Origin of the sequence: Bradyrhizobium sp. Pha-3, from assembly GCF_042258615.1 — a bacterium.
In the GTDB taxonomy this organism is placed as follows: domain Bacteria; phylum Pseudomonadota; class Alphaproteobacteria; order Rhizobiales; family Xanthobacteraceae; genus Bradyrhizobium.
Genome location: NZ_CP170152.1, coordinates 580,559 through 596,457, shown reverse-complemented (window position 1 = coordinate 596,457; position 15,899 = coordinate 580,559). Strand labels below are relative to the sequence as shown.

Genomic DNA, 15,899 nt, shown 5'->3' with positions numbered 1-15,899 from the left:
CGGTGCTCATTTGTTTGAGCACGACTATCCTCCTCCGGCCGAGCAAAGGAAAGCCCAATGGATATTCCGAAGTACAAGATCGCCCTGATCGTCGGCGCCGGCGAGGGCCTCAGCGCCTCGCTGACGCGGCTATTTTCGCGGGAGGGAATTCGCGTGGCGCTGGGCGCGCGCAGCATCGAAAAGCTCGGAGCACTCTGCAACGAAACCGGCGCGCGGGCCTATGCCTGCGATGCCACCAAGGCCGAGGATGTCGCGCGTCTTTTCGGCCTCGTCGAGCGCGAGATCGGAACACCCGACCTCGTGGTCTATAACGCTTCCGGTCGCAGCCGCGGTCCCTTCGTTGAGCTCGTCCCTACCGAGGTCGAGCAGGCGATCGCGGTCTCGGCGTTCGGCGGTTTCCTGGTGGCGCAGGAGGCGGCGAAGCGCATGCTGCCCAACAAGAAAGGCGCGATCCTGTTCACCGGCGCCTCTGCCAGCGTCAAGGGCTATGCGCAATCGGCGCCGTTCGCGATGGGCAAGTTCGCATTGCGCGGACTGGCGCAGAGCATGGCGCGCGAATTGTCGCCGCAAGGCATCCATGTCGCGCATTTCGTGATCGACGGCGGCATCCGCAGCGCCGCGCGCGCCGAGCCCGCCGACCGCCCGGATTCGATGCTCGATCCCGACGCGATCGCGTTGAGCTACTGGAACGTGCTGCAACAGCCGCGCAGCGCCTGGACCTGGGAGCTGGAATTGCGGCCCTGGGTTGAGAAGTTTTGAGATGACGGAGATCATGTAAGCGGCGTAACGTCGGCGACAACCATCCGCTGCATCCGTCATTGCGAGCGGAGCGAAGCAATCCATGCCACCACGCGCGGCGAAATGGATTGCTTCGGCGCTTCACGCCTCGCAATGACGGCAACGATTGGCTTGGAGAGGAACCATGACCGCTGAAATCAAGATCGAGACCGGCACCGACGAACTGCTCTGCGTGATCCGCGACCGCGTCGCCATCATCACGCTGAACCGCCCGGACGCCCGCAACTCGCTGTCGGACACGCTGACGCCGGCGCTGCGCACGATGATCCGGACCTGCGGCGAGAACCCCGAGGTCGGCGTGCTGCTCGTCACCGGCGCCGGCAAGGCGTTCTGCGCCGGCGGCAACGTCAAGGGCATGGGCGCCAATCGCGACCCGAAGAAGCTCGAAATGTCCTATGAGGACAAGGTCGCCGACCTGCAGGAGCGCCAGCGCCTGCTCACCGGCGCGCTGGCCTCGGTGCGCAAGCCGACCATTGCCGCGCTGCCCGGCCCGGCGGTGGGCGCCGGTCTTGCGATCGCGATGGCCTGCGACCTCCGGATCGCGGCGCAATCCGCCTTCATCTCGACCGGTTATCTGCGCGTGGCGCTGAGCGGCGACTACGGCATGGCCTGGCTCTTGACGCGCCTAGTCGGCACCTCGCGCGCCCGCGAGCTGATGTTTACGTCCGAGAAGGTCGACGCCGCAAGGTGCGAGCAGATCGGTCTCGTCAACCGCGTGGTGCCGGACGAGACGCTGCAGGACGAGGCGTTCGCGCTGGCTAAGTCGATGGCCGAAGGCCCGACGCTCGCGCTGCGCTACATGAAGGACAATCTCGACGAGGCGCTGCAATTCGACTTCGCCACCGCGCGCGACCACGAGGCCGAACGGCTGATCCGCCTCACCACGACGGCCGATCACAAGGAGGCGGTGCAGGCCTTCATCGAGAAGCGCAAGCCGGTGTTCCGGGGTAATTGAGGGGCGACGGCTTGCGCGGACCGTCATTGCCGGGCTTGACCCGGCAATCCATCGCGCGACAAACGCTTCTGCTCGATGGATGCGCGGGTCAAGCTCGCGCATGACGAGCAAGAATCGTGGCAGAAGCGTGTAGCCCGGATGCAGCGACGCGAAATCCGGGGCAGGCTTCTCGGCTGTGAGAGCGATCCCGGATGACGCGGAGCCTGTCATCGGGCGCGCTTCGCGCAACCCGTTGGCTCCATCCGGGCTACAGGTTCCGAGCAGTCAAAAAGAAAAGGGCCCGGTTCTGGAGGGGCCAGAACCGGGCCTAGTCAGTCAAACCGCAAGCGAGGACATCGGGGCCGAGCGGGAAGTGGCGGCGAGCCGCCAGCTGGCACAGGGAATGTCTTGTGGTTCGACGTGGATCTCTTTCGCAAAGCGCACCAGCTTCCAATCGCCGGGGCTCGCAGTGAAGGCATAGCCGGACTTGCGGGCGAGGCCGATCATCGTGGCGTTGGACCGTAGCGTATCGCCGAAAATGCGCTCGGCTCCGAAAGACGCCGCGCGGCATTCGAGATTCTTCAGCAGCGCCTTGCCAATGCCGTGGCCCTGCCACCGGTCATCGATCGACAGGCCGAACTCGACGCTCGACGTATCGGCATGGAAGGCATAGCGGGCTTCGCCGACGATGATCTCAAAGCCATCGACCAGCATCGTCGCGACCACCGTGAACCGGTCTGCCTCGCCGACGTGAATGAAACGCTCGAGCTCCATCTTCGGCAGCTCGCTTAGTGCACCCAGGAACCGGTTGTAACGGGACCCCGCGGAGAGCGAGCGGATATAATTCTGCAGCTCTTCACGATCGCGCGGCTCGACGAAGCGCACCCTGATCTCGCTGCCGTTCTTCGCGCGCAGCACGTCAGAGTATTGCTTGAGATTGTCGAGATGCAGCGCAGTCATGACACGCTCCTCGGGTGAAGGAATTGGCCGGCGCCCCTCGATCGAGGCGGCGCCGGCGATGGCGGCCCATTAGGCCCGCCAGAACGGCTTCTCGGTCTCGAAAACGATGTCGCTGCGGGACATGCCGATGTCGTGCAGGTCGCGCTCGGTCCACTGCGACAGCTCACGGCGGCGCTCGTAGCGCTCCCACCAGACATGCAGCGTCTCGCCGACCTGGTTCAAAAGCCCGGATGCATGATGATCCGGCGTATGATGATTTGTCATCGATTCATGGGTGAAAATGGACATCTACGGCTCCTATCGGTAACCTGTTGGCGGTAATATCTAAGCTATTCGGCGTGTTCACAAACGACACTTTGTACCGCTTCGCATGAATTAAAGTCATGCATCTGGAGACTACCCGACATGACCAGCCGCCTGCCTTCGTTGAATGGCCTGAGGGCGTTCGAGGCCGCAGCGCGGCATATGAGTTTCACGGTCGCAGCCTCCGAACTGAACGTGACGCAGACCGCGATCAGCCATCAGATCCGGCGCCTCGAAGAGGAACTTGGCGTTCGTCTGTTTGTCCGGCAGAACCGCTCGTTGAGCCTGACGCCGGAGGCCGCCGAATACCTTCCCGGCGTCCGCGCCGCCTTCAATGACCTCAGGCTCGCGACCGATCGCCTGCTGCGCCGGGACGACGATCACGTGCTGACCGTCTCGACGCTGGCATCGCTCGCCGCCAAATGGCTGCTGCCGCGACTGTCGGCGTTCCAGGAGGCGCATTCCGGCATCGATGTGCGCATCACCACCTCGACCAGCCTGGTCGACTTCCAGCGCGACAAGGTGGACGCGGCGATCCGCTACGGCCGCGGACAATGGGCGGGCCTGCGCGCGGACTGGCTGATGGCGGACGAGCTGTTTCCGGTGTGCAGTCCGTCGCTGCTTGATGGAACCAGGCCGCTCAAATGCCCCGAAGATCTCAGGGACCATGTGCTGCTGCACACCAGCAACGCCAACAGCGACGACTGGCGGCTGTGGCTGACCGCGGCGGGCCTTGCGACCGACATTTCCAAGCAGCCGGGCGTGACCTTCGACCTGCTGTTCGTGACGATCCAGGCTGCGATCGACGGCATCGGCATCGCGATGGGCCGCACCTCCTATGTGCAGGACGACATCGCCAAGGGCCGCCTCGTGGTTCCCTTCAAGATCGCGCTGCCGGCGGATGCCGGCTTCTATCTGGTCACACCGCAGGGACGCGCCGATTCACCGAAGCTCTCTGCATTCCGCTCCTGGCTCGGCGCCACGGCGCATACCGCACCTTGATTCCGCGCAAGCAAGATTTCCATCTACGGCTTTTTTCCGATAGCGGCGGCGCGATTTCGGGTTGGTCGCGCCGGACAGCCGTGCCAAATTGCCGCATATGGCAGTTAACTGCCTTGGCCGGCGAGACAATTTGCGCCGGCCGTTTTGTCACGGGGAGGAAAGGGCGTTATGTCGCAGTCGAGTTCATCGCAAGTCCCGCAGATCAAGTCGCGTCTCGGCGCCATCCTGCGCGCGACCAGCGGCAATTTCCTCGAGCAATTCGACTTCTTCCTGTTTGGCTTCTATGCGCAGGACATCGCGAAAGCATTCTTCCCCGCCCAGAATGAGACCGCGGCACTGCTCAATGCGTATGGCGTGTTCTGGCTCGGCGCGCTGATGCGTCCCGTGGGCGCGGTCGTGCTCGGCTCCTACATCGATCGCATCGGCCGCCGCCAGGGCCTGATCGTGACGCTCGCGCTCATGGCGCTGGGTACGGTGGTGATCGCGTTCTGCCCGTCCTACGCATCGATCGGCATTGCCGCAACGATCATTGTGCTGATTGGCCGGCTGATACAGGGCTTCTCCGCCGGCGTCGAACTGGGCGGCGTCTCCGTTTATCTTTCCGAGATCGCAACACCCGGCAACCGCGGCTTCTACACCTCGTTTCAATCCTCCAGTCAGCAGGTCGCCATCTTCGTCGCAGCCGTGATCGGCTTCGTCCTGAGGGAAGCGATTCCAGGCGACACCTTCCTGGATGCGATCGGCGGCGGCGTCGCCAAATGGCGCATCCCGTTCTTCATTGGATGCCTCATCATTCCCGTGATCTTCATGCTGCGGCGTTCGCTCGAGGAAACGCCGGCCTTCCTGGCCATGAAGAAGCATCCGACGCCTAGCGAAGTGTTCGCCTCTGCGCTGGAGAACTGGCGCATCGTCATCCTGGGCATGATGATCGCGGTCCTGACCACCACAACGTTCTACTTCATCACGGTGTATGCACCCGGCTTCGGCAAGGAGCTGCACCTTTCGGCGTCCGGGACGTTGCTGGTGACCCTGCTCGTTGCGGTGACGAATTTCATCTGGAATCCGGTCGGCGGCGCGCTGTCCGACCGGATCGGCCGCAAGCCGGTGCTGATCGCGATCGCGAGCCTGTCGTTCGTGACCGCCTATCCGGCACTGTCGTGGCTCGCGCATGAGCCCACGCTCGGAAAACTGCTGGCCGTGCAGATGATGTTCTCGTTCTACTTTGGCGTCTACAGCGGCACGATGCTGGGATGCCTGGTCGAGATCGTGCCGGCGCATGTCCGCACCACCTGCTTCTCGATCGCGTTCGCGTTGGCGGCGGGCATATTCGGCACGTCGACCCCCTTTGTCGCGACCAAGCTGATTGCCATGACCGGCCAGGACAAGGCCTCGCCTGCCTACTGGCTCATGTTCGGCGCGGTTCTCGGCATCATCGCCGCGCTGATCGTCTATCGTGGCGGCCAGACCATCGAGCAGCGCGAGACGGTTGCTGCCTGATCCTGTGCATGCAATTGGGGCAGACTCTTTGATTTGAGCATGATCTTTCGGAAAACCGCTACACACTTTTCCGGATCGTGCTCATTCGCCTGCCCCTGTTGCTTTCCATGCCAACAACGATAACAAGAGCGCATGGTTGATCTGACGCGCAGGTTCGACGTGCTGGTGATCGGCGGCGGCAACGCCGCCCTTTGCGCTGCGATCAGCGCAAGGCGCGCCGGCGCCTCCGTGCTGGTGCTGGAGGGCGCCCCGAAATTCTACCGCGGCGGCAACACCCGCCACACCCGCAACATGCGCTGCGCCCATGACGCGGCGACCGAGATCCTCACCGGTCCCTATACCGAGGAGGAGTTCTGGAAGGATTTACTGCTGGTGACCGGCGGCCAGACCGACGAGGAACTGGCCCGCTTCATGATCCACGAGTCCAAGGACATCCTGAACTGGATCGTCGAACAGGGCGTGCGCTGGCAGCCTTCGCTCGGCGGCACGCTGAGCCTTGGCCGCACCAACTCGTTCTTCCTCGGCGGCGGCCGCGCGATGCTGAACGCGCTCTATCGCACCGCCGAGGAGCTCGGCGTCGACATCCTCTACGATGCCGAGGTCATCGATCTCGTGATCGAGCACGGCATGTTTCTCTCGGCCCAGCTGAAGCAACCGGTCGGCGGCAAGACCGAGGCGCGCGCCTCGACGCTGGTCGCGGCGGCCGGCGGCTTCGAGGCCAATATCGAATGGCTGAAGCAATATTGGGGCGAGGCCGCCGACAATTTCCTGATCCGCGGCACGCCGTATAATCGCGGCGCGATCCTCAAGATGCTGCTGGCCAAGGGCGTGCAGGAGATCGGCGATCCCACGCAATGCCATGCGGTGGCGATCGATGCCCGTGCGCCGAAATTCGACGGCGGCATCATCACCCGCCACGACTCGGTCGTGTTCGGCATCGTCGTCAACAAGCACGCCGAGCGGTTCTACGACGAGGGCGAAGACATCTGGCCGAAGCGCTACGCGATCTGGGGTCGCCTGGTCGCCGCGCAGCCGGACCAGATCGCCTACATCATCTTCGACTCGACTGTCGTGACGAGCTTCATGCCGACGCTGTTTCCGCCGATCGCAGGCGCGACCATCGCTGAGCTCGCCGGCAAGCTCGAGCTCGACGCCGCCGCGCTGGAAAAGACCATCACCGACTTCAACGCCGCGGTGCAGCCCGGCACCTTCGACCACACCATCCTCGACGACTGCGTGACCGAAGGCATCACGCCGGCGAAGACGCACTGGGCGCGCAGGATCGAGACGCCGCCCTATCTCGCCTATCCGGTACGGCCAGGCATCACCTTCACCTATCTCGGCACCCGCGTGAACAAGCAGGCGCGGATGCTGATGAAGGACGGCAAGCCGTCGGCCAACATGTTCGCCGCCGGCGAGATCATGGCCGGCAACGTACTCGGCAAGGGCTACGCCGCCGGCATCGGCATGACCATCGGCAGCGTGTTCGGCCGCGTCGCCGGGCGGGAAGCGGCGAAGAATGCGCGGAATTGACGCGCGGAACTGAGGACAAGGCTGGCGCGATGCACGGGACGAGGATCTTGCAGGAAGCCGACCGTCTGATGACGGTGTGCAATTCCTGCCGCTATTGCGAGGGCCTGTGCGCGGTGTTTCCCGCGATGGAGATGCGCCGCGCCTTCTCCGACGGCGACCTCAACTATCTCGCCAATCTGTGCCATGCCTGCGGCGCCTGCTACACCGACTGCCAGTTCTCGCCGCCGCACGAGTTCAACGTCAACGTCCCGAAAACGCTGGCAGTGGCGCGCGCCGAATCCTACGCCGCCTACGCCTGGCCGCGCGCCTTCTCCGGCGCGTTCGCGCGCAACGGCCTCGTCATCAGCCTGATCGCGGCAATCAGCGTCGCCGCCTTCATCTTCGGCTTCGCCGCGATCAACGACCGCGGCGTGCTCACCGGCGTCCACACCGGCCCCGGCGCATTCTACAAACTGATGCCGCACAATGCGATGGCGCTGCTGTTCGGCGCCGCCCTGCTCTACGCGATCGTCGCGCTGGCGATGGGCGTGCGTGCGTTCTGGCGCGCGATCGGCGAGCCGGTCGGCATGACGACCGATGCGAAAGCGCTGTTGCAGGCGGTCCGCGACGCCGGCGAGCTGCGCTATCTCGACGGCGGCGGCGTCGGCTGCTTCAACGAGGGCGACCACCCGACCGACCGCCGCAAGCTGTATCACCACTTCACCTTCTACGGCTTCGCCCTGTGCTTCGCCGCAACCTGCGTCGGCACGCTGTACCACTATCTGCTGGCGCGCGAGGCGCCCTATGCGTGGTGGGACCTGCCCGTCGTGCTCGGCACGCTCGGCGGCATCGGCCTCGCAATCGGCCCGATTGGGCTGCTCAACGAGAAATGGAAACGCGACCGCGTGCTGGTCGACGAGCAGCAGATGGGCATGGACACCGCGTTCATCCTGATGCTGTTCCTGACCAGCGTCACCGGCCTTGCCCTGTTGCTGTGGCGCGAAGGCGCTGCGATGGGCCCGCTGCTGGCACTGCATCTCGGCGTGGTGTTCGCGCTGTTCATCACCATGCCCTACGGGAAATTCGTGCATGGCATCTACCGCTTCGTCGCGCTGGTACGCTACGCGCGGGAACGGCAGATGATGGTGCAGGGGAAGGCGGAGTGAGCTCCGACCACCGTCATTCCGGGGCGCGAAGCGAACCCGGAATCCATCGGGCCACAGAACAAGCGGTGAAATGGATTCCGGGCTCGCCGCTTCGCGGCGCCCCGGAATGACGAGTGGTCAGAGATCCACCACCACGTAGTCGCTTTCCACCGCGACCTTGATGGTCTCGGCGACATAGGGCCCCTTCACCACATTGGTGCCCGGCTCGACGCTGACCGGATAGGCGCGCACGCGGAAGCGGCGCGGGTCGCAATAGGATTGGCCGGTGCGGATATCGAACTCCCAGCCGTGCCAGGGACAGCGCAGGATCTCACCGAGCTTGGTGTATTCGATCTCGCCGGGGTCCGACGACGACGCGAGCCCGATCAGCGGCCCCTCGCACAGCGCCGCGCCCTGATGCGGGCAGCGGTTCAACAGGCCGAAGAACTCGCCCTTGACGTTGAAGACGGCGATCGGCCGCCCGTCGATCTCGAGGAATTTTCGCGACCCTGGCGGCAGTTCGTCCACCGGGCCAATCACATGACGCGCCATCTTAAGAGATACCGTATAGCTGCTTCGCATTGTCGAGATAGAACGCCTGGCGGTTGGCGTCGCTGACGCCGGCCGGCAGCACGCGCGACGGCTCGTCGTAATCCCAATGCGGGTAGTCGGTTGCGAACAACAGCCTGTCCCAGCCGATCCACTCGATGGTCTGGAACAGATGGTCGCGGCTTTCCGGATCCTCCATCGGCTGCGTCGTCCACCAGATGTGATCGCGGATATACTCCGACGGCTTGCGCTTCAGGTGCGGCACCTCGGCGTGCAGCCGCGCAAACACCTTGTCGAGCCGCCATGCCAGCGACGGCGCCCAGCCGAAGCCGGCCTCGACCATCACCATCTTCAGTTTCGGGAAGCGCTCGAACACGCCCTCGAGCACGAGGCTCGCCAGCGCCGTCTGCTGGCATTGCGAATGCCCGACCATCTCCTCGATGTAATAGCTCGGCCAGCCCGACGCGGTGATCGGGTTGCCGCCGAAGCCGAAGGCGTGCACGCCGATCGGCAGGCCGGCCTCCTGCGCCGCCTCATAGATCGGCCAGTAGCGGCGCTGGCCGAGCGGCTCGACATTGCGGCTCAACAGCAGCACCTGGACGAAATTCGTGTCGCCTGCGCGCTTGCGGATTTCGGCGGCGGCCGACACGCCGTCCTCATTGGCGACGACGACCGATCCCTTCAGGCGCGAATCCTTGCTGGTCCATTTCTCGATCTGCCAGTCGTTGATCGCAGAGCAGATCGCGCCGGCGAGATCCTGGTTGCGGATGCCCTGCCCGGTGTTGAGCGGGTTGAGCACGCCGAGCGCGACATTGTTGGGATCGAGATGCTGCTTCTGCATGAAGGACAGCGACGAGCCCTGCGGCCCGCCTTCCGGCGGATAGGCATCGCGGCGCGAGGCATTGGGCTGCGCCTTCGGATAGGGCGGACCTTCCATCATGCCCTGATAGGCATGAACGCCGAAGGTTTCGAGATGGCTGTGCCAGCGCTTGGCCAGATAAGGATACAATTCATCCCTGGTCGCGCGCGCCGGATGGATGTCGCAATCGGCGATCGCGGTCTTGATGCCGGTCGACGCGGCCGCCTCGGGGCGCTCCCGAATCTGGATGTTCATCGCACCGTCTCCTTCACCTGCAAGCGCGGATAGGTCGCATGCGGATTATCGATCATGATCTTGCGGACCAGATCCTGCGACAGCCCCTTCGGCAGCACTTCGTCACCGTCGAACTGCCAATGCGGGTAGTCGGTCGAGAATAGGATCAATTCGTCCGACTGCATATGGTCGAACAGCCGGTTCAGCGTGTCCGGTTCCGGCGGCGCGTCGACCGGCTGCAGCGAGAAACGGATGTTGCTGCGCACAATCTCCAACGGCGCGCGGTCGACCCACGGCGTCTCCATGCGTACGCCGCGCCAGAACTTGTGCAGCCGCCACAGGAACGGCGGCAGCCAGGTGAAGCCCGACTCCAGCATCACCATTTTCAGGTTCGGATGACGCGCGAACACGCCCTCGACGATCAAGCTGGTCAGCTGGGTCTGGAACGCCTGCGCCTGCGCGACATAGTCCTCGATGTGATAGGAGCCCCAGCCGACCGAGGTCGGCGGATTGTGATAGGCGCTGCCGGCATGGATGCCGATCGACAAACCGAGCCGTTCGGCCGCTGCGTAGATCGGCCAGTAGTGACGCTTGCCGAGCGGCATGTCGCCCATCACCAGCATCAGCACCTGCACGAAGCGGCTGTCCTGCGCACAGCGCTCGATCTCGGCGACCGCCTTCTCGATGCTCTGCACGGGGATCACGATCGAGCCGCGCAGACGATCGTCCTTGTCGAGCCATTCCTTGACCAGCCAGTCGTTCAGCGCGCGGCAGAAGGCATCGGCCATGTCCTCGGAGAACACCATCTGCACGCCATAGAGCGGATTGCAGATGCCATACGCCGTGCCGAACCGGTCGAGCGCCTGGCTCTGCATGTCGGCAAGGCTCGAACCCGGCTTGCCCTGCGCGGGGCGCCAGTCCGGGCGCGAGGCGATCGGCGAGTTGGCGGGATAGGATTGCGAGATCAGGTCGGTCATGCCGCGCGTCGTCACCTGGTCGCGCCAGTAGTCGTTCATGTACGGCAGCAGGCTGGTGAGGTGAGGCACGGCGGGATGCAGATCGCAATCCACGCCACCCGCGATCGGCGACGTCATGGTGTTTCCTCCGGCGCACGCTCTCACAACAACTTGTCGGGCGCCGCTTGGTTGTTAGCCGATATTCAATCAGGCCGGGCTGCGGTCCGCAACTCGGCAGAGGCCGATGTGGTGTGCTAGGAAGGCAGAACGCCCCACGGGATTTTCATGGCAAGCAACGAGAAAGAGCGCCGATGAACGCACTCATATCCATCGCCGAACAGATCGCCGCGAATCTGATCGCGAACAAGCAGACGATTGCGGTCGCGGAATCCTCCACCGGCGGGCTGATCTCGGCATCGCTGCTCGCGGTGCCCGGCGCATCGGCCTATTTCCTCGGCGGCGGCGTGATCTACACCCGCGATGCACGGCGCGCGCTGATGGATATTCCCGACGACGCCATGCGCGGCCTCCGCTCGTCGTCGGAACCCTACGCGCAGTTGCTGGCGCGCCAGATCCGCGAACGCCTTTCCACGGATTGGGGATTGTCGGAGACCGGCGCCGCCGGCCCGACCGGCAACCGCTACGGCGATGCCGCCGGCCACAGCTGCATGGCGGTCGCAGGTCCCCGGCAACAGGTGATCACGCTGGAGACCGCCAGCGACGACCGGCAGGCCAACATGCAAGCGTTCGCGAAAGCGGCGCTGGAGCTGTTGTTGAAGAATCTGGCACGGTGACCGCCCCACACGTGCCGCACTCGGCGATGTCGGATCATCGATCTATCCCCGTCATCCTGAGGAGCGCGAAGCGCGTCTCGAAGGTTCGACGGCCACCAGCGGGGCCGTGCATCCTTCGAGACGCCTGCTGCGCAGGCTCCTCAGGATGACGGGTCAACTCTGGATAGCCTCGTAGCCCGGATGGAGCGAAGCGCAATCCGGGGCAACTGCATCCACTGCGCGACCGTTCCCGGATTTCGCGGAGCCTGCCATCGGGCGCGCGTTCGCGCGACCCGCTGGCTTCATCCGGCTACGAAGATTCGCGAGAACCTACTTCTCGCGGAACGAGCGCATGAACTGGTCGCTCAGCGGCTTCATTAAATACGACATCATGGTGCGGTCGCCGGTCTGGACGAAGGCTTCCACCGGCATGCCGGGGATGATCTTCACTTCGCTGCCAAGGCGCGCGACTTCTTGCGGCGGCATCGAGACGCGGATCGTGTAGTAGCTCTGCCCGGTGCGCTGGTCGGTGTTGACGTCCGCGGAGACGCGGGTGACGACGCCGTTCAGCTCCGGCGTGGTGCGCTGGTTGAAGGCGGAGAGCCGCAGCACGGTCTTCTGTCCGACCTGGAGCTTGTCGATGTCCTGCGGATTGACCTTGGCCTCGACCGACAAATCGTCGGCCCTCGGCACGATCATCATGATGGCATCGCCCGCGGTGACGACGCCGCCGACCGTGTGGACGGTCGATTGCAGCACCACGCCGTCCTGCGGGGCGCGGATATCGATGCGGCGGAGCTGGTCTTCGGCGGTCACCTTGCGCTCGACGAACTCGCCGATCTTGTCGTTGGCTTCGCGCAGGTCCTTGGAGACCTCCGAGAGCATGTCCTTGTCGACCTGGATGATCTGCAGCTCGGTCTCGGTGATCTTGCCCTTGGCCTGGGCGCGCGAGGCAATGTACTGCGCGCGCTCGCCGGAGAGCCGCGCCGCGTCGCGCTCCAGCGTGGTGAGGCGGGTGAGCTGCACCAGATGCTGCTCATAGAGCTGGCGGACGCCGACCAGCTCCTGCTGCACCAGCGCGATCTCCTTGTCCTTGGAGGTTTCCTGCGCCTGCAGGCCGGCGATTTCCTCGTTGAGCTGGGTGACGCGTTCGCGCAGCTGCGCCTTCTGGCCGGCGCGGCCGTTGACGCGGACCTCGAACAGCTTGGTTTCACTCGCCATGATATCGCGGACGTCGGGATCCTTCGCCTGCTCGGTGAGCTGCGGCGGAAACACGATCTTGTCGAGGCCCTGCTGCTCGGCCTGGAGCCGGGCCGCACGTGCATAGAGACCATTCAGCGTCTTGACAACGATCGCAAGGCTCGCCTTCACGACGGTCTCGTCGAGACGCACGACGACGTCGCCCGCCTTGACCGTGTCGCCGTCGCGCGCCAGGATTTCGCCGACGACGCCGCCGGTCGGATGCTGCACCTTCTTGACGTTGGTATCGACCACCACCGAGCCCGGCGCGATCAGCGCGCCCGAGATCGGCACCGTCGCGGCCCAGCCGCCGACGCCGCCGCCCAGCACCAGGACCACGACGAGGCCGACCACGAGGTGCTTTCTGATCGAAGCATGTGCGTTGCGTGGCTGATCGGTCATGCGGTCGCTCATGACTTGGTCGCCCCCGCATCGGCGACGATCTTGATCGGCGTTGGCGCCGTCGGCGCGCGCTGCAGCACCTGCGCGAGCACGGTCTCCTTCGGCCCGAAGGTCTGCATGCGGCCGTCCTTGAGCACCAGCAGCTGGTCGACGCCCTCGATGCCGATCGGCCGGTGTGCGACCACGATGACGACGGCGCCGCGCTCGCGGGCACCACGCACCGCGCGGGTCAGCGCCTCGTCGCCTTCGCTGTCGAGATTGGAGTTCGGCTCGTCCAGCACGATCAGGAACGGATTGCCGTAGAGCGCGCGCGCCAGCGCGACGCGCTGCGCCTGACCTGCGGAAAGCGCAGTGCCCTGCTCGCCGACCTGGGTGTCGTAGCCCTCGCGCATCTTGATGATCATCTCATGCACGCCGGCCTCCTTGGCCGCCGCGATGATGCCGTCGGACTTGGCGTCGGGATCGAACCGGCAGATGTTCTGCGCAACCGTGCCGGCGAACAGCTCGACGTCCTGCGGCAAATAGCCGACATGGCGGCCGAGTTGGTCCGACGACCACTGATCCAGCGCGGCACCGTCGAGCCGTACCTTGCCGCGCACCGGCACCCAGACGCCGACCAGCGCCCGGATCAGCGACGACTTGCCGGACCCGCTCGGGCCGATCACGCCGACGCCGCTGCCGGCTTCGACGGCGAAGGTGACATCCTGCACGATCGGGCGCTGGTCGCCCGGCGCAACCATCGTCACCGCCTCGACCGAGAGCTTCTTCACCGGCGCCTGCAGCAGCGTCTGCTCCGGCCGCGCCGGAATCTGCTGCAGCAGGCGGTTGAGGCGCTGCCAGCTCTGCCGCGCGGCGACGAAGCTCTTCCAATGTGCGATCGCGAGATCGACCGGCGCCAGCGCCCGCGCGCTCAGGATCGAGCCGGCGATGATGATGCCGCCGGTGGCCTCCTGATGGATCACGAGATAGGCACCGACCGCGAGCACGGCCGACTGCAGCATCATGCGCAGCACCTTGGCGACCGCACCGAGCCCGCCGCTCACGTCGCTCGCACGCTGGTTGCCGGACAGATATTCCTCGTTGGCTTCGTTCCAGCGCTTGTTCATCCGCCCGGCCATGCCCATCGCCACGAGCACTTCGGCGTTGCGGCGGCTGGAGGCGGCGAGATCGTTGCGCCGCGCCGCGAGCGACATCGCTTCCCTGGCCGGCGTGCGCGACATGTATTCGGTGATCAGCGTCAGCGTCACCAGGATGATGGCGCCGACCAGCGCCGTGACGCCGAGCAGCCAATGGAACGCGAAGCAGATCAGCATGTAGAACGGCAGCCAGGGCAGGTCGAAGAATGCGCCGGGACCCATGCTGCCGAGAAAGGAACGCACATTGTCGAGATCGCGCAGCGGCTGCAGGCCCTCGCTGCGATTGCCGGCCATCAGCGGCAGCCGCACGATGGTGTCGAACACCCGCGCATTGAGCGCCTCGTCGAGCGAGGTGCCGACGCGGCCGAGGATTCGTCCGCGCAGCAGATCGAGCGCGCCCTGGGCCATGTAGAGGACCGCGGCGATGACGACGAGGCCGACCAGGGTCGGAACGCTGCGGCTCGGCAGCACCCGGTCGTAAACTTGCAGCATGAACATCGAACCTGTCAGATACAACAGGTTGATCATGCAGCTGATGAGGCCGACGCCGATGAAGGCACTGCGGCACGCACGCAGCGCCTCAGCCAGTTCGGAACGCCGGACAGCGGGCGCGACTGCCATAAAAACCGATCTCTGCAAATCAAAAGAGTTACGTGATCACAACGTTGTACAGTCGTTTGCGACCACCGTCCATTTCAAGTCGCGCCAACCAGAGCATGGTTCATGATCTATTTTTGTGACCGCACCGACGGTTGACGGAATAATTACGGTTAACCGGCCGCGGAACCCTGGCCCGAAGCGGGCGCGCCTCCTGGATAGGGCACGAGAATGACCGACATCGAGACCCGGCCGATTTCGCCATCCACATCGAGCAGGATCCCGCTGCCGACGCCAAGCCCGACCTCCGGGCGCCAGCGCGCCTCGGCGCGCACGCCGATCCACGCACCCCGCGGCGGCCTGAACAGCTGGACTGTGAGGTTCGGATTGGGATCGGCCACCACGTTCTGCACCGGGCGAGCGATACCGTGGGTCCAGTCGGCTGGTCCGAGCACCCGCGCCAGCGGGCCGGCATCGCTAATCACGCTATGATGCATGCGAAACCAGGCGACATCGCCGCCGACACGGGCTTCCATCGCGTCCATGAACCAGCTGCGGCGATGGACGGCGTGCAGGCTGCGCAATGGAAACATGGTGGGATCCACTGGATCGGCCGCGCTGCCGCGAAAGCCGGGGACCTCGACCGCACGTTCGCGCGACAACGTCACGCGCACCGTCGCACAAGGCTGCTCCTCGCCGGCCGGCCAGAGCGTGTTGTCGACGACGCTGACCCGGCCGCCCTCGGTCACAACGGCGACTTGCGTGCGCAATTCCGCCATCGGCGTCGGCCGCAGGAACCAGGCTGAAGCCGATATCGCGGTGCCCCAGTTGCGCGGACCTGCCATCGCCTCGACCTCGGCGGTCAGGAGGCTTGCGACCGCTCCGCCCTGGAGGCCTGCGAACGGCCCCGCCGCCAGCGCGGCGGGCTTCCAGTGGTGCGGCGTGGCGAGCGGTTCGAAGATGGCCAAGGCGGATGATATCTCCTGAGGTGAGCAGGATTGAG

At 65.0% G+C, this 15,899-nt stretch carries 15 protein-coding genes; 7 read left to right on the top strand and 8 right to left on the bottom strand.

Going from position 1 to position 15,899, the window contains the following annotated elements:
• Nucleotides 1-57: 57 nt before the first annotated feature.
• Both ACE10Z_RS02750 and ACE10Z_RS02745 read left to right on the top strand, forming a co-directional pair.
• Nucleotides 58-759, top strand: coding sequence for an SDR family NAD(P)-dependent oxidoreductase (locus ACE10Z_RS02750; protein ID WP_375786571.1), 702 nt, complete (start codon nucleotides 58-60; stop codon nucleotides 757-759).
• Nucleotides 760-922: 163 nt separating this feature from the next.
• Nucleotides 923-1,753: an enoyl-CoA hydratase gene (locus tag ACE10Z_RS02745; RefSeq protein WP_173640291.1), complete on the top strand. Its 831-nt coding sequence runs from the start codon at nucleotides 923-925 to the stop codon at nucleotides 1,751-1,753.
• A gap of 315 nt (nucleotides 1,754-2,068) precedes the next feature.
• Here ACE10Z_RS02745 and ACE10Z_RS02740 read toward each other — a convergent pair whose 3' ends face one another.
• Nucleotides 2,069-2,692: a GNAT family N-acetyltransferase gene (locus tag ACE10Z_RS02740; protein ID WP_375786570.1), complete on the bottom strand. Its 624-nt coding sequence runs from the start codon at nucleotides 2,690-2,692 to the stop codon at nucleotides 2,069-2,071.
• Nucleotides 2,693-2,761: 69 nt separating this feature from the next.
• Nucleotides 2,762-2,980: a DUF1127 domain-containing protein gene (locus ACE10Z_RS02735; RefSeq protein WP_167529377.1), complete on the bottom strand. Its 219-nt coding sequence runs from the start codon at nucleotides 2,978-2,980 to the stop codon at nucleotides 2,762-2,764.
• 117 nt (nucleotides 2,981-3,097) lie between these two features.
• On the opposite strand from ACE10Z_RS02735, the gene ACE10Z_RS02730 reads away from it, so the two are divergent.
• The 4 genes from ACE10Z_RS02730 to tcuB all read left to right on the top strand — a co-directional run bounded on the left by ACE10Z_RS02730 (nucleotide 3,098) and on the right by tcuB (nucleotide 8,172).
• Nucleotides 3,098-3,997: a transcriptional regulator GcvA gene (locus ACE10Z_RS02730; RefSeq protein WP_375786569.1), complete on the top strand. Its 900-nt coding sequence runs from the start codon at nucleotides 3,098-3,100 to the stop codon at nucleotides 3,995-3,997.
• Between the two features lie 168 nt (nucleotides 3,998-4,165).
• Entirely contained in the window at nucleotides 4,166-5,494 is a 1,329-nt protein-coding gene (locus tag ACE10Z_RS02725; RefSeq protein ID WP_375786568.1) for an MFS transporter, read from the top strand.
• Nucleotides 5,495-5,626: 132 nt separating this feature from the next.
• Nucleotides 5,627-7,027, top strand: coding sequence for an FAD-dependent tricarballylate dehydrogenase TcuA (gene tcuA / locus ACE10Z_RS02720; RefSeq protein WP_375786567.1), 1,401 nt, complete (start codon nucleotides 5,627-5,629; stop codon nucleotides 7,025-7,027).
• 29 nt (nucleotides 7,028-7,056) lie between these two features.
• Nucleotides 7,057-8,172, top strand: a complete 1,116-nt coding sequence (gene tcuB, locus ACE10Z_RS02715) for a tricarballylate utilization 4Fe-4S protein TcuB (protein WP_375786566.1) — start codon at nucleotides 7,057-7,059, stop codon at nucleotides 8,170-8,172.
• 117 nt (nucleotides 8,173-8,289) lie between these two features.
• Here tcuB and ACE10Z_RS02710 read toward each other — a convergent pair whose 3' ends face one another.
• The 3 genes from ACE10Z_RS02710 to ACE10Z_RS02700 are packed head-to-tail and all read right to left on the bottom strand — an operon-like array spanning nucleotide 8,290 to nucleotide 10,887.
• Nucleotides 8,290-8,703 carry a Rieske (2Fe-2S) protein gene (locus tag ACE10Z_RS02710; RefSeq protein WP_375786565.1) on the bottom strand — a complete coding sequence of 138 codons (414 nt, stop codon included), beginning with the start codon at nucleotides 8,701-8,703 and terminating at the stop codon, nucleotides 8,290-8,292.
• A gap of 1 nt (nucleotide 8,704) precedes the next feature.
• Entirely contained in the window at nucleotides 8,705-9,814 is a 1,110-nt protein-coding gene (locus ACE10Z_RS02705; RefSeq protein ID WP_375786564.1) for an amidohydrolase family protein, read from the bottom strand.
• The gene (locus tag ACE10Z_RS02700) at nucleotides 9,811-10,887 is read right to left on the bottom strand and encodes an amidohydrolase family protein (protein ID WP_375786563.1); all 1,077 of its coding nucleotides are present in this window, start codon (nucleotides 10,885-10,887) and stop codon (nucleotides 9,811-9,813) included. Before ACE10Z_RS02700 ends, ACE10Z_RS02705 begins: the two co-directional genes overlap by 4 nt.
• A gap of 173 nt (nucleotides 10,888-11,060) precedes the next feature.
• Between ACE10Z_RS02700 and ACE10Z_RS02695 the strand changes: the two genes are divergently transcribed.
• Nucleotides 11,061-11,543, top strand: coding sequence for a CinA family protein (locus ACE10Z_RS02695; protein ID WP_375786562.1), 483 nt, complete (start codon nucleotides 11,061-11,063; stop codon nucleotides 11,541-11,543).
• A gap of 309 nt (nucleotides 11,544-11,852) precedes the next feature.
• Here ACE10Z_RS02695 and ACE10Z_RS02690 read toward each other — a convergent pair whose 3' ends face one another.
• The 3 genes from ACE10Z_RS02690 to ACE10Z_RS02680 form a co-directional block, all read right to left on the bottom strand.
• On the bottom strand, nucleotides 11,853-13,163 hold the full coding sequence (locus ACE10Z_RS02690) for an HlyD family type I secretion periplasmic adaptor subunit (RefSeq protein WP_375786561.1): 1,311 nt from the start codon (nucleotides 13,161-13,163) through the stop codon (nucleotides 11,853-11,855).
• Nucleotides 13,164-13,171: 8 nt separating this feature from the next.
• The gene (locus ACE10Z_RS02685; protein ID WP_375786560.1) at nucleotides 13,172-14,920 is read right to left on the bottom strand and encodes a type I secretion system permease/ATPase; all 1,749 of its coding nucleotides are present in this window, start codon (nucleotides 14,918-14,920) and stop codon (nucleotides 13,172-13,174) included.
• A 149-nt stretch (nucleotides 14,921-15,069) separates the two neighbouring features.
• On the bottom strand, nucleotides 15,070-15,864 hold the full coding sequence (locus ACE10Z_RS02680) for an acyl-CoA thioesterase domain-containing protein (protein WP_375786559.1): 795 nt from the start codon (nucleotides 15,862-15,864) through the stop codon (nucleotides 15,070-15,072).
• Between the last annotated feature and the right edge of the window lie 35 nt (nucleotides 15,865-15,899).

Bases quoted from the DNA above. Each gene is read 5' to 3' on its own strand.
- ACE10Z_RS02750 (WP_375786571.1), top strand. From the start codon at position 58: ATGGATATTCCGAAGTACAAGATCGCCCTGATCGTCGGCGCCGGCGAG.
- ACE10Z_RS02745 (WP_173640291.1), top strand. From the start codon at position 923: ATGACCGCTGAAATCAAGATCGAGACCGGCACCGACGAACTGCTCTGC.
- ACE10Z_RS02740 (WP_375786570.1), bottom strand. From the start codon at position 2,692: ATGACTGCGCTGCATCTCGACAATCTCAAGCAATACTCTGACGTGCTG.
- ACE10Z_RS02735 (WP_167529377.1), bottom strand. From the start codon at position 2,980: ATGTCCATTTTCACCCATGAATCGATGACAAATCATCATACGCCGGAT.
- ACE10Z_RS02730 (WP_375786569.1), top strand. From the start codon at position 3,098: ATGACCAGCCGCCTGCCTTCGTTGAATGGCCTGAGGGCGTTCGAGGCC.
- ACE10Z_RS02725 (WP_375786568.1), top strand. From the start codon at position 4,166: ATGTCGCAGTCGAGTTCATCGCAAGTCCCGCAGATCAAGTCGCGTCTC.
- tcuA (WP_375786567.1), top strand. From the start codon at position 5,627: ATGGTTGATCTGACGCGCAGGTTCGACGTGCTGGTGATCGGCGGCGGC.
- tcuB (WP_375786566.1), top strand. From the start codon at position 7,057: ATGCACGGGACGAGGATCTTGCAGGAAGCCGACCGTCTGATGACGGTG.
- ACE10Z_RS02710 (WP_375786565.1), bottom strand. From the start codon at position 8,703: ATGGCGCGTCATGTGATTGGCCCGGTGGACGAACTGCCGCCAGGGTCG.
- ACE10Z_RS02705 (WP_375786564.1), bottom strand. From the start codon at position 9,814: ATGAACATCCAGATTCGGGAGCGCCCCGAGGCGGCCGCGTCGACCGGC.
- ACE10Z_RS02700 (WP_375786563.1), bottom strand. From the start codon at position 10,887: ATGACGTCGCCGATCGCGGGTGGCGTGGATTGCGATCTGCATCCCGCC.
- ACE10Z_RS02695 (WP_375786562.1), top strand. From the start codon at position 11,061: ATGAACGCACTCATATCCATCGCCGAACAGATCGCCGCGAATCTGATC.
- ACE10Z_RS02690 (WP_375786561.1), bottom strand. From the start codon at position 13,163: ATGACCGATCAGCCACGCAACGCACATGCTTCGATCAGAAAGCACCTC.
- ACE10Z_RS02685 (WP_375786560.1), bottom strand. From the start codon at position 14,920: ATGGCAGTCGCGCCCGCTGTCCGGCGTTCCGAACTGGCTGAGGCGCTG.